Origin of the sequence: Micromonospora sp. NPDC007208 (assembly GCF_042869175.1) — a bacterium.
GTDB lineage: Bacteria > Actinomycetota > Actinomycetes > Mycobacteriales > Micromonosporaceae > Micromonospora > Micromonospora foliorum.
This window is the reverse complement of record NZ_JBIAFG010000010.1, coordinates 184,344-196,082: the sequence shown is the minus strand read 5'-3', so window position 1 is coordinate 196,082 and position 11,739 is coordinate 184,344. Positions and strand designations below refer to the sequence as shown.

The window sequence follows — 11,739 nt, the reverse complement described above, 5'->3', positions numbered from 1 at the left end:
GCTACCCCCCAAGGGTGACGGTGTCGAACGGGCCGTGGGCGTCTTCCCACCAGACGAGGTGGTCGCGGATCTGCCGCACCGTCAACCGCCGCAACTCAAACGGCGGGATGCGGGCGGTGAAGGTGAAGAACGGCTCCACCGACCTCAGGACACCGGAGACGGTTCGGCCTCGGAGGAAGACTCCGAGCTGCCAGCTGGGGGGTCGGCGCGGGGCACCTCCACCTGCTCGAACTCGGCGCGCAACAGCTTCGGTTGGAACTCGTCCCAGCGCACGTCGTAGCCGCTCTGCCGCATGGCGAGGAACGCCGCCGACCGGCGGGCGATGGCCAGCTTGCTCACCGTCGGCTCGATCAGCGGCAGGAGACTGGCCAGCGCGGCGTCGGACTCCTGCTCGAACTTCACCAGCTCGTCGGCCCGCATGTCCTTCAGTTGCTCGGTGTCGAGCAGCAGTTCACCGACCTCATAGCGGGTCTGGTCCTCGGCGCACAGCAGCACCCGGATGGTCGTCATGCTCAGCCTTTCGCGATCTTGTCGAGGACGCGGTCTACCGCCGCTTCGATCTTGGTGCGTACCGCCGGCCGACCGGCCAGCATCGGCCCGGTCACGAACTTCGGCTTCACCGGCTGCGTCACCCACGGGTTCAGCTGCGACGTCGCCCGGTGCACCGCGTGCCGCTTCAACGCCCTGGTCCGCCCGAACACCGGGTGCTTGACCCGACCCGCTTCCAGGTCACCGACCTGCCGAGGGTTGCCGCCCGCGCCCTTCGCGGTGGTGGTGATCCGCACCGTCACCTGATCGCCCGACGTGGTCGTCACCGTGGTCATCCGCAGCGACGGCACCAGCTCGGCCGCATACGCGTCAGGCAGGTACCCGGGCGCCCCTTCTCGGACGGCTTCCTTGAGTTCAGGAACCGCGTCGAGGATGGCCGTGCGCAGCTCCCGGACGAGATCCTTGCGGTCGGCGGCGGCACGCAGTCGGCGGGCGACCACCCGGAAGCGGTCGCCTTGCACCTCCACCCGCATCAGAGCGTCGTGTCCGTGGTGATGTACTCGATGGTGATCGGCGGGTTCGTGCCGTCGTGCTGGGCGACGAACGGATAGCTGGTCTTCACCTCGGCGGGCCCGTTGGCCTTGGGGGTGTCGCCGTCGAAGTAGACCTGCGGCATCTTCACCCGGAACGTCTCGTAGTACGTCGAGGCGATCAGCGGGCCCACGAACTCCCACACGATCGACACCGGCACGTCGGACGCGAACCGGTCCGCGAACACCGTCTTGTCGAGGAAATCCGCGTCGATCGTCCCGGACACCTTCGTCCAGTCGTTCAGCACACCCTGGCTGCGTAGGCCCTGGTTGCCCATGTACGGGCCGCCAGCATGCCGGGCCCGCTCTACGGACACCGACACCTTCGTCACCGCATCCACGACCGCCTCAGCGCCGTACGCGCCCAGCTTCAACGCGGCCTGGCCGAAATGGAACTCGTTGATCGTCGGGTACGACGGGGCGGCGATCGTCTGCCCCTCCGTCATGTCCCGGGCCTCCACACCCCACGACGCGGTCAACCCGCCGCCGGTCTCACACGCCAGCTCCAGCGACGTCACCTGCGCGCCCACCACCGTGTACGGGCGGACCGTCCCGCCGAGGTCCGGCACGCCGGCCTGCATCGTGTAGAACTTCCCGAACGGGTCCGCGAGCGCGTGCGTTTGCAGGTACGCGGCGGTGGCCGCCTGCTGAACCGGGGCAACCGTCCCACCCATGAGGCCGTTGAGCAGCAGCCCCATGCCCTTGGAGTACACGGCCGTTTCGAGGGTGCCACCGGCGCCCTTCGTCGTGACGTAACGCCGCGTCCCGGGTTGCACCATCCGCCCGGACGCCATGCCGCCGCCCTGGTACACGTTCTTGCGCTTCGTGAGGCTTGCCGTTGCCTCGAGGAAGCGGGTCGGCGCGACGTACGTGCCGTAGGTGACCTCCGGCGCCATGCCGAAGCTGGAGCCGAGGCCCGAACCGATCGCCATCAGGACTCCTCACCGGTGCCGGGCTGCTCGCCCTGGCCCTGCTGCTGGTCAGTGGGCGTGGTGGTGACCACGACGTTCTTCGACTTGACCGCCGCGACCTTGCCCTTGATGCTCTGCTGCTGGTCGCCGGTCGGCTCCTGCTCCTTGCGGAGCGCGTCGACCAGCGCCTTGGTCTCCTTGTCCTGGCCCGGCTGCCACCCGGCCTCCAGGTACGACGCCAGATCCCCGTCCGGGACCTCGACGATCTCGCCCGGGTCGACCTCGCGGCCGAGCCACGCCACCATCCGCCGCTCGTCGTACGGCTGCTTCACTCTGGCCACGACCAACCTCCTCACGCTGCCGACCGTGACCGGCACGACACCTCGAAATAGATCTGGCAGGTCCGGCCCTCGCCGGCCTCTTCCGCGCTGCCCGTCTGCTCCATCACCGGGTCCGAGACCAGCGCCGTGCCCGACTTGAGCACCCCGCCGAGAGTCGCCCCCTGCGGGGTACGCAGCGCCGTGTCGAACGCGTCGAACAGCTCAAACGCGGCGTCACGCGCCTGCTTCATCGCACGATCACCGGCCCTGTACGCCCAGATGATGCAGGGGACGGCGTACTCCTCCCACTGCGCGCGGGCACCCAGCTCGCCGTGCGATTTCGTCCCCCGCGTCTCGGGGTCCTCTGGGGTAATACCGACGACGATGCCCGTGGCGCCCTTCCGGTCTGACCAACCGTCGGACACGACCACAGCCGACGTGACCGGCGGCAGAGCCTGCGCGGTCGTGAACAGGTAATCGACAGCACCGGGAATCGTGGAGGTGGCCATCAGGGAAGCCACCCGCCCTGCCGGTGCGGCTCCAACAGCTGCAGCACCCGGTTGGGCACGAAGAACCCGAGCCGCACCTGCCCCGCCGTACCAGCCGGGACGTCACCGGAGTCGAAGGGCGAATAGTTTCCGCCCTGCTGCGAGCGGAAGTTCACCGCCACCAGCTCCTTCGCGGCCTGCTTGATGCTGGCCGGGGTCACCGCCCGCCCTGCCTGGTAGACGATCTGCACCGCCGCGCGTCCACCCGCCCACCACTGCGAGGACCGATAGAGCACCCCGGCGTTGAGAGACACCGTGTAGCCGCTGCTGTCGACCGCCGTCCCGTCCTCGGTGACCGAGGTGATGGACAGCGCGGGCGGCTGCCGCAGGATGACCGCGTCCGTTCCGCCGGGGTGGTCTTCGGTGACCTCTCGGGGTACGACCGGGCCGACCACGTCCTCGATCACGTCGGTGATGGAGGCGATGAAGTCGGCCAACTCGGCGTCTTGGGAGGTGTCCGCGTCGGGGATGTTGAGCTGCTTCTTCACCTCTTCGACGGTGACGATGTCAGCGGGCACGGCCACCTCCTCGGGTTACTTGTCGCCAGCTGGCCGGCGGGTCTTGTCCGCCGGCGTGCGGGTCTTCGCCGCCGGCTTCGCCTCGGGCTCGGGCTGCGCCTGCTCGTCGTCGACCAGCTGCGCGTCCGGGTACACCTTCACGTCCTGCTCGTTGAGCCGCATGATCGTGCGGTGGCCGTTGTGGGTCACGTGGTACTTGCGGACAGCTCCCACCGTTCGGTCCTTCCTGGTTGGGATGTCTACGGGGGTGCCGGTGCCGGCTGGCCCACAGGACGCATGGTTCGCGCCGCAGATGGGACAGCCGGCACCGCTCGATCGGATGAGCATCAGGGCGCGATGACGCCGGACGTCCGCAGCGCGGCGAGAGCAGCGTTCAGCTTCGTCCGCAGCGCCGTGACGTCCGCGCGCAGCGCGTCGTACTCGGCCTTGGTCGGGTTCGCACCAGCGGCAACAACCGAGGTCAGTGCCGCCGCGTCAGCGACCGCCGCCGCCCGAGCGCCCGCCCGTTGGGATCCCTTGGCCTGGTTCAGGTACGCCATGGTCCGAACTCCTTACGCGGTGATGTCGATCTCGACGAACGCGTTGGGCTGGATGATCCCGAAGCCCGCACGCATCTCGCCGAGGATCGCGACCAAGTTGCGGATGAAGAAGTCCGCGTGCGAGTCGGTGGCCTGCACGGTGGCCTGCTCCCGGTCCCACAGGACCGCCTTACGCCACGCACCCACCCACGGGGCACCCTCGGCGACCGCCTCGGACTCGACGACCGGCAGACCCCACACCGTGGGCTGCCCCTCGCGCATCGGGCCGCCGAAGTAGTAGCGGGCCTCGTTGTCCTGCAGCAGGTCGACCTTCTCCCAGTCGGCCGGGTTCATCACGTACGCGGTGGCGATCGACCGGCCCACGGTGCGGACCTTCGTCTTCGCCTTGCGCAGCGTGGTGAGGATGTCCGTGTCGTACGCCTGGGACTGGGTGCCCGAGACGGTGTTCAGGCCCTCGAAGTTCTCGCCGGTGCCGTCACCGTTGACCATCTGGTCTTCCAGCTCCTCCTCCAGCCCGTAGCGGAGGAACTGGTCGATGAGGGTGCGGACCTGCCCGGCATCGGCCAGGGCCCGCTTGGTGGCCGGGATCCAGTGCGCGATCGTCTTCACGGTCGTCGACACCTTGGCCAGGGCCATCGCCGACTCAGGCTTGTACCCGCCACCCGCGGCGTTGACCAGCGCACCGGCGCCACCAGGCGCGGTCGGCAGCGCAGACGTGGTCGCCTCGGCGACCGGCGCGGCGTTGTTCGTGGTCGAGGTGACCCGCACGTACTCGATCGCGTCGGAGGTCGTGTTGCCGTTGGTGACGAGGTCCCGGATCTTCAGCGGACGCTGGAACGCCTCCAGGCCCACCTGCAGGCCGATGTTGTCGTTGACGACCAGCGCACCTGCGGAGGTGTCCGACAGGCCGGTGACGAGGGCCTTCGCGCCGAACGGGGCCGAGTGGACTCGCTGGTTCTTGCCGAACGTCCCGCCGTTGGCCTCGGCCAGCAGGCTCTTGTACTGGTTCGACTTGACGAACGCCTGACCGATGGTCTCGCCCTTGCGGGGCGTCCACAGGCCGTCGGTGGGCTGGTTGCGCTCCTTCGCGCCCGGCTCGAAGCTGATGCCGTCGCCGAGGTCGCCGAGCTGCTTGGTCAGGTCGTTGTCGGCCTTGGCCTGGTCGATGCGGTTCTTGATCCCGTTGCCGGTCTTCACCGCCTCGGTGACCTTGGCCCGCTCGTCGTCGGTCAGGTCCCGCTTCTCGGCCTCCGCCTTCGCGGCGATGTCCCGAGCCGGGATGAGCGCGTCGGACAGCTCCTTCTTGAGCCGTTCCATCAGTGCAGTGGACATGCTGGATTTCCTCCGTGAGGGTCAGTCAAGGCCGTACGCGAGCGCGTCGACCTGGAGTGACAGCAGGACGGAGGCGGGGCTCAGGGTGGGCTCGGCGGACTTGGCCTTGGGCTCGATGGCCGGAGGCTCGTCGTCGGCGTCTGCCGGGGCTGGCATGGCCTGCTTGGTGCTGTCGATGGTGTTACCGCAGGTGGTGCACCTGCCGGCCTTCGCACCCACCAGATCGGTGGCCGCGTTCATGCCGAGCAGGGTGGGACCGACCTCGAACACGTCGAGGTCACGCAGCTCGTACACCTTCTCGCCGTCACGCTCACCGAGCGCACCGTCGCGGATGTCGTAGCTGAAGCTGAACTGGGTGACCCGGCGGCCCTTCAGCAGCCGGTGGACCTTCGCCGCCCGCGGCTCGTCGAGGTCGAGTTGACCCCGCACCCACAGGCCGCCGTTGCCGCGCAGCTTCTCCGGCAGTCGGTCATCACCGGCCAGGAGTTCCTCAGCGTCGAGGACCACGCCGATGTGGGAGTCGGGGTCGCCGATCTGGTGCGACCAGATGACGGGGATCGGGTCACCGGCGGCCTTCCACTCCGCGAGGGAGCGGGAGAACGCACCGGGCAGGACGACGTCGCCGCCGTGGTCGACGTTGCCGAACACGGACACGATCGCCTCGAACTGACCAGCGGCCAGGCCGTCCTGCTCACCGGCCGCCTTGACGTGCGCGGGGAACGCCTTAGTCCTCATCGGGTTCCTCCCCGGTGGTCGTGGAGCCGGGCTGTCCGGCAGGTAGCGCTGGCTGCTCGGGTTCGCCGATGGCCACGTTCAGCGGGACGATCAGGTCGTCGCCGCCCTCGACGCGGGGCAGGTTGGTCCGGCTGCGCGCCTCGTTGCGGGTCATGTACGGTCCGCCAACCGCGGCCTGGAGCTGGTCGGCCTGCTCGTCGAACGAGCCCTGCAACTTCTCGTAGATGTTGAACTCGACGTACACGCTGCGACCGGCCGCCAGGTCGGGAATGAGTTGCAACCCGATGTCCTGCTCGATCTCCGCGCACCACGGGCCCAACGTGTCCTGGTACAGCGCCTTGTGCTGCTCCCGGATGTTGCTGAACGTGGCGTGTTCGAGGATCCCGACCAGCGGCGGGGCAATGTGGTACGCGGCCGCCGTCTCCTCCCGGGTCAACTTCCGCGACTCGACGTACTGCGCTTCCTTCGGGTTGATGCCGGCCGACACGAACTCCATGCCGTCCTCAAGGATCGGCGTCCCGCCAGCCTGAGCACCCGACCCGGTGTACTGCGCCTGCCACCCCGCCCGGAACCGCTCCCGCGCCGGGTTGGACCACTCAGGAGCCTCCAACGGGCGGTGAAGGTAGCCAGACACCCGGGCCCCGTTGGACCACATCTGCTCCCGCCACAGGGCGGCTGCGTACTCCTCAGCGAGCACCTGACGCAGCGCCTCGATGGGCGACAGGCCGTGCCGCCCGTCCTCCGGGTTGTAGCCGCGGAAGTGCACGATGTTCTCAGCGTCGACGTCCAGGTGACCTGCGGCACCGTGCAGCCGGTACTGGACGGCGTCCATCCAGTCGGCGCCCAGCGGTTCCACCCGTGTCGGTGACACCCGGCGCAGCCCGATGGGGGTGTTGGACTCGCTGCGCAGCTTCACCCAGTAGGCGTCGTCGTAGATCGCTTTGTCGGACACCAGCGCTCTGATCAGCCGGAACATGGTGGTCTGCGGATTGGGTCGGTTAAACAGGTTGGCGATCGGATGGTCGGACAGCCGCCGGCGGTCGTTGTCGGAGAGCCGCTCGTAGGTGTGCAGCCCCAGCTGGGCGATGTTGCGGGCCAGGAAGTCCACAACTGTGCGCACCGCCGGTTGGCTGCGGTAGATCGCCCCGTACGTCAACGTCCGGTTGGCGGACAGCATCGTGTTGTAGCCAGGCCACGTCGACATCGACGACGACGCCGGCTCCAGCGCCTGGAGGCGGCCAGCGGAGACGACGAACGCCATCAGCTCACCACCTGAATCCAGTCGATGCGGTGACGCGGAATCAGCACGACGCCGTCGAGCGGGCTCGGGTCGCTGTGAGGCCGGTGCATCTCGGCGGCGGTGAGCTTCACCTGCCACGGCCACGACAGCCGGCGGGTGCCGGTGATGGTGGTACGGCCGTCGATCAGGTTCACGACGACGGACCGGCGACGAACAGTCAGCACGGCCGCCTCCTCCCTGGTCACACGACCATCAGCTCTTCGGACTCGTACGCCGACCGCTTGGGTGGCGGCAGCTTCACCGTCAGCACCGCCCAAACGCCAAGGGTCACCGCCAGCAACGGCGCCGCCGCCGGGTCGGTGTACTCCCACGCCGTTCCGCCAGACAGTGCGCGGGTGCCGGTGGCTGCGATGGCCAGATTCAATGGCGCCTCGTCGAGGTGGAACAGATTCCGCTGATCGACAACCGCGTCGATGAACAGCCCATACGCGTTGGCCACGTCCGATGCCCACGGAACCACTAGGTCGCCGCGGCGGGGGCGCTCGCGGTCGCCTGCCTCCGTTACCCCGAGGTCGGCCAACTCCGGCAGCAGCGTGCCTGTTGGCCCCTTGTCTTGAGCGACGATGAACAGCGGGTCATGCTGTCGCTTCAGCGCACCGATCCGATTCGCCGCCCAGCGCGTTCCGGGTCGGTGGTCGACGATCGACGCCAGCAAGGTGCCGTCTCCCCGGCGACCCACCGCAGCGATCGTCGTATACGTGCGGCTGGCGTTGACCTGCAAGACGAACACGACGTCGCGGGGCCGAACGACAGCGGTCGAGTCGACGTAGTTCGGGTCACGCTGGTCGCGCCACACGTCATCGGGGATAACTCCAGAGCGGCCCGTGACGCGGCGGGGCCAGATACCCAAGCGCTCGCGGGCGTACCCAGCGGGGTCGGCCAGCGTCGCTCGGCGCTCGCGGGCGACAGTCTCGTGTGTCAGCCCCGAACCGTTGGAGCGGCGAGCACCGAGAGCCGGGTTCGACGCCGCCGCCAGCGCCATGTCGTCGAGGTCAATGCCGTCCAGGGCGTCGAGGTCTCCAACCAAACCCCAATCGCGATAGCCCAGCGAAGGGTCCTGCTCCCAGGGGCCGTCGTCGGCACTCCGTGGTGCGGTCGGATCGCCTCGATGCCGCAGGGCGAACATGATGTCGCCGGTGTCGCCGGTCAGGGGTGGCGATGAGGTGTAGATGAATTGCGGGTTCGGTCGCGCGCTGACGGTGTAGAGCAGGGCGCTGTGCTGCTCTGCGGTGTACGCGAACGCTTCGTCGATGATGTTCACGTCACCGGAGAAGCCGCGCCCGGAGCCCTTCGACCGGGCGATGAACTTGATGCGAGCGCCGGTGTCGAGCCGCTCGAACGCCTCTTCCCCGTTCGTGTTGTTGACCTTGATCAGGATGCCGTCAACATCGAACAGATTCCCTGCCGTGTCGAGCTGGGTGCCGAGCGCCCGAATGATCGCCTTGACCCGGCGGAACGCCTCCATGGCCGTTTTGTACTCGTGCGCCGACCACATGATCAGCTCTTCGCCGATCAGCAAGAACCCCGCAAGGGCGCGGGCCTCCAGGATCGCGCCCTTGCCCTGCTGCCGGCACACCCACTCGCAGTACTCGAAGCACGCCCACTTGCCGTCATCGCGGACGGACACCATCAGCGTGACTGCGTCCTGCTGCCAGCCGTCCAATGGCCGCCCGGCGCGGGCCATCAACTCTGCGGTCTCCGGGCCGTAGCTGAAGGCGTAGTCGGGGTGAGTTTCAACTCGCGGCTTGAGCGCTCCGCTCGGCAATCCGAGCGGCGAGGTCTGCAACGCCAGCGACACCCTCGCCTCCCGACGTCGATCCCGGCCCCGCTGGCTTCCCGCCCAAGGCGGGCTTGGCGGGCGTGCCCGCCCGAGAGGTGCGCAGCTCGGCCAGCAGCGCCTTCAGCGCCACCTGCTGCTGCCTCGCCTCGGCCAGCACGTTGTTGACGACCACCGACACGATCGACCCGTCGTCGTTAAGCGACCGGAACCGCATCCACGCGTCCTCGTCGCCCCGCAGGATCCGATCGAGGGTGTCCAGACGGTCCGCGGTGCGGCACGCCTCTTCGAGCAGCACCCGCTCGGCCGGCTTGAGTGCCGCGCCGTCGTCGATGTACTGCTGCCAGAGGCGCCGCCCCCGCTCGCCCAGCTCCAGCGTTACGGCGTTACCCGTAACTGGTGCCGTGACGGGCCGCGTAACGCCCCCACCCGGCTTTTGCTGCTCAGCGCGGCGCCGTTCGCGGTATCGGCGCTGCCGCTCGGCGTTCGAGAGGCCCACAAGTTGCCTCCAAGGTCCAGCGCGGGGGGAGAAACGGGAGCGGGAAGGCGTGGGGTCTCCCGGATGTCCGTTTCTAGCGATTTGGACCGCCCCTACCCCTCACCAGTGCAGGGCGGGCCTGAACATCGAGGTCAGCGGCTTGGTTCCACGCTCTTGGTTGCAGTGGCGTCGACAGGTAGGGCAGGGGTTGCCACTGCCATGAGCAGGGCGCATGGCGTGTGGATCGATGGGCTGGGTGCTGTCGTGTGCGACAGGCGTGAGGTGGTCAGCGGTGCGTGCACCAGCGTGGCCGCACAGGTGGCAGGTGGTGCCGTAGAGGGCGAACATCTGGGCCCTGGCTCTGCGGTAGGGGCGGCCTACGCGGTGCTTGCTGCGTGGCATGGCTACCTCCGGGCGGTGCGGGCAGCCCGTCCGCCGCAGCCAGGCTGCCCGCTGCCCTGGTGCACGACGAAGCCCCACCGTGCGGGGGCACTGGTGGGGCTTCGAAGACACTTCTGGTTGCTCATATCTTCGTAGGTAGTGGGGCTACACGTCAAGCTGCGACGCGCTGGGTGTGGGCCTGGATGTACTCGCCGAGCTTGTACAGCGATCCGTCGTCGGATGCCCAGGTGGCTTGGCAGGCCCGGCAGTGGGCAGCCTGCGCTGACAGGTTGACCCGCAGCTGGCCGACCACCTGGCATGCGGGGCAGGGGACGTGGGGTGCGAACAGGGGCGCGGTCCACCCGGTGGCGACGGATGCCCAGCGGTGCCAGGTGCGGAGTTCGACGGTGAGGGCGGTGAGGTCGTCGTCGTCGAGGTTGGGTGCGGCACCGACCAACGCGCGGATGTTGGCTTCGACGGTGTCGCGGGCGGCGAGGTTGAGGGACCAGCACCAGTGGTGGACGTGCGTGCAGATCGCCGCGTGGGTGCTGAGAGCTTCCAGGGCGAGCGGTGGGCGGCTACCCGGTACCGACCTAGGGCCGGGCTCTGTTCGGCCCTCTGCGGGCGCTACAGCGGCCTGGTGGAGTTGGGTGAGCAGTCCGGGTTGCACGGTGCGCCACTCTCGGTGCTTCTCGTTGCGGTTCTTGTCCCAGTAGCGGACGCGCTCAACGTGTTGTCCGGCGTCGCACAGTTGCTCGGCGAGGCCGGTGATGGTGGTGATGGTGGCGTCGCGGTCCACGGTGGTCCCCCCTTGTAGGCTGGCCGGTGTTCAGCGCGGGCGTCCTACGGGGTGTCCGGGGTGGGCCTCCACAACTTCGCGGGCGTGGAGGCCCACCGTCGTTTACGGGGTCACCGGCACCAGCGGTGCGAACAGGCCGGCCCGCGTGTGTGTGGCGAGGTGCTTGAGGTCGGCGTCGCTGTCGCGTCGCAGCTGCTCGTACGCGTCCTGCGCGGTGGTCATGATCTCGTCGGGCACGCAGTGGAGGTACGTGCCGACGCGGACGCCGTTGCGAGAGGCGCTGACCATCGGCTCGATGCCGTGCAGATCCGCCAGTGCGTCGGCGTCGTAGTACCAGCGGACGACGGTGCCATCTCCGATGGTTGGTGTGACGGTGACGATCATGTCGCTGTCCTCCTCGTTGGTGCCGCTCAGCGCGGCGCGGTGGTGTCGTCGGTCAGGTGACGGGCTACAGGCCGTCGAGCGGCGATAGGTACTGCTCGCGGACGCCGAGGATCGCGGCGGGCGGGCGCTGCCGGTACAGCTCGAAGACGCCCCCGGTGTGGGCCTCACGGACGTTGCAGGACTTGCACAGGTGACCGCGCACGAGGTTGGTGGCGTGGTCGTGGTCGAGTACCAGCACCGCGCGCCGGCCGCAGATCGCGCATCGGCCTTGGTGCCACTCATCCATGGCGAGTAGCGCGCCGCCGTCGGAGAGCACCATGGCGCGGGCCTGATCGCTCAGCCCGGCGCAGGCTGCCTCGGCTAGGTCGGCCACCACGGCGACTGGCCACGACCAGCAGGCCGGCTCTGCCGGGTCGGCTGGGATGAGGTCAAAGGGCGAGGGTGCGGCGCGCTCGGCGGCGTGCCGCTCGCGCTCATCCAGGGTGAGGTGGTTGAAGCAGGATGGCGCTGAGGACACCGGCGGCAACGTGCACGGCCTGTTCCGCTTGGTGGTGCGTCCGCATTTGCCCAGGTCAGATGCACCGTCGCCCATAGCTCCATTGTAAACTAATCTGGCGGTTCGTTTACATTGCAGGTCA

The 11,739-nt window shown here is 68.6% G+C and carries 18 protein-coding genes; all 18 read right to left on the bottom strand.

All coding sequences use genetic code 11. The features are described 5' to 3' along the window. Position 1 precedes the first annotated feature (1 nt). Complete coding sequence (locus ACFYL6_RS20900) at positions 2–139, bottom strand: hypothetical protein (RefSeq protein ID WP_387173388.1); 138 nt, start codon at positions 137–139, stop codon at positions 2–4. Positions 140–144: 5 nt separating this feature from the next. Then, positions 145–510 (bottom strand): hypothetical protein, encoded by a 366-nt coding sequence (locus tag ACFYL6_RS20895; RefSeq protein WP_387173386.1) that lies wholly within the window; start codon positions 508–510, stop codon positions 145–147. Positions 511–512: 2 nt separating this feature from the next. Then, positions 513–1,022 (bottom strand): hypothetical protein, encoded by a 510-nt coding sequence (locus ACFYL6_RS20890; RefSeq protein WP_387173384.1) that lies wholly within the window; start codon positions 1,020–1,022, stop codon positions 513–515. Next, a complete protein-coding gene (locus tag ACFYL6_RS20885) occupies positions 1,022–2,011 on the bottom strand; it encodes a phage tail tube protein (protein WP_387173382.1) in 990 nt (329 codons plus the stop codon). The genes ACFYL6_RS20890 and ACFYL6_RS20885 overlap by 1 nt, the downstream gene beginning before the upstream one ends. Continuing rightward, positions 2,011–2,331: a hypothetical protein gene (locus tag ACFYL6_RS20880; RefSeq protein ID WP_387173380.1), complete on the bottom strand. Its 321-nt coding sequence runs from the start codon at positions 2,329–2,331 to the stop codon at positions 2,011–2,013. Before ACFYL6_RS20880 ends, ACFYL6_RS20885 begins: the two co-directional genes overlap by 1 nt. Before the next feature lie 11 nt (positions 2,332–2,342). Beyond that, complete coding sequence (locus tag ACFYL6_RS20875; RefSeq protein WP_387173378.1) at positions 2,343–2,819, bottom strand: hypothetical protein; 477 nt, start codon at positions 2,817–2,819, stop codon at positions 2,343–2,345. Further along, a complete protein-coding gene (locus tag ACFYL6_RS20870; protein WP_387173376.1) occupies positions 2,819–3,376 on the bottom strand; it encodes a hypothetical protein in 558 nt (185 codons plus the stop codon). Before ACFYL6_RS20870 ends, ACFYL6_RS20875 begins: the two co-directional genes overlap by 1 nt. Positions 3,377–3,391: 15 nt before the next feature. Continuing rightward, on the bottom strand, positions 3,392–3,589 hold the full coding sequence (locus ACFYL6_RS20865; protein WP_387173374.1) for a hypothetical protein: 198 nt from the start codon (positions 3,587–3,589) through the stop codon (positions 3,392–3,394). Between the two features lie 113 nt (positions 3,590–3,702). Then, positions 3,703–3,915, bottom strand: a complete 213-nt coding sequence (locus ACFYL6_RS20860; protein ID WP_387173372.1) for a hypothetical protein — start codon at positions 3,913–3,915, stop codon at positions 3,703–3,705. Positions 3,916–3,927: 12 nt separating this feature from the next. Next, positions 3,928–5,247, bottom strand: coding sequence for a phage major capsid protein (locus ACFYL6_RS20855; RefSeq protein ID WP_387173370.1), 1,320 nt, complete (start codon positions 5,245–5,247; stop codon positions 3,928–3,930). Positions 5,248–5,268: 21 nt separating this feature from the next. Continuing rightward, positions 5,269–5,982: an HK97 family phage prohead protease gene (locus ACFYL6_RS20850; protein ID WP_387173368.1), complete on the bottom strand. Its 714-nt coding sequence runs from the start codon at positions 5,980–5,982 to the stop codon at positions 5,269–5,271. Beyond that, entirely contained in the window at positions 5,972–7,243 is a 1,272-nt protein-coding gene (locus tag ACFYL6_RS20845) for a phage portal protein (RefSeq protein WP_387173366.1), read from the bottom strand. Before ACFYL6_RS20845 ends, ACFYL6_RS20850 begins: the two co-directional genes overlap by 11 nt. After that, complete coding sequence (locus ACFYL6_RS20840; RefSeq protein WP_387173364.1) at positions 7,243–7,416, bottom strand: hypothetical protein; 174 nt, start codon at positions 7,414–7,416, stop codon at positions 7,243–7,245. The genes ACFYL6_RS20845 and ACFYL6_RS20840 overlap by 1 nt, the downstream gene beginning before the upstream one ends. Before the next feature lie 47 nt (positions 7,417–7,463). After that, a complete protein-coding gene (locus ACFYL6_RS20835; RefSeq protein WP_387173362.1) occupies positions 7,464–9,080 on the bottom strand; it encodes a hypothetical protein in 1,617 nt (538 codons plus the stop codon). After that, positions 9,016–9,558 (bottom strand): hypothetical protein, encoded by a 543-nt coding sequence (locus tag ACFYL6_RS20830; RefSeq protein WP_387173360.1) that lies wholly within the window; start codon positions 9,556–9,558, stop codon positions 9,016–9,018. Before ACFYL6_RS20830 ends, ACFYL6_RS20835 begins: the two co-directional genes overlap by 65 nt. Before the next feature lie 532 nt (positions 9,559–10,090). Continuing rightward, positions 10,091–10,717: a hypothetical protein gene (locus tag ACFYL6_RS20825; protein WP_387173358.1), complete on the bottom strand. Its 627-nt coding sequence runs from the start codon at positions 10,715–10,717 to the stop codon at positions 10,091–10,093. Between the two features lie 102 nt (positions 10,718–10,819). Next, positions 10,820–11,101 (bottom strand): hypothetical protein, encoded by a 282-nt coding sequence (locus ACFYL6_RS20820; RefSeq protein ID WP_387173356.1) that lies wholly within the window; start codon positions 11,099–11,101, stop codon positions 10,820–10,822. 64 nt (positions 11,102–11,165) lie between these two features. After that, entirely contained in the window at positions 11,166–11,618 is a 453-nt protein-coding gene (locus tag ACFYL6_RS20815) for an endonuclease domain-containing protein (RefSeq protein WP_387173354.1), read from the bottom strand. Between the last annotated feature and the right edge of the window lie 121 nt (positions 11,619–11,739).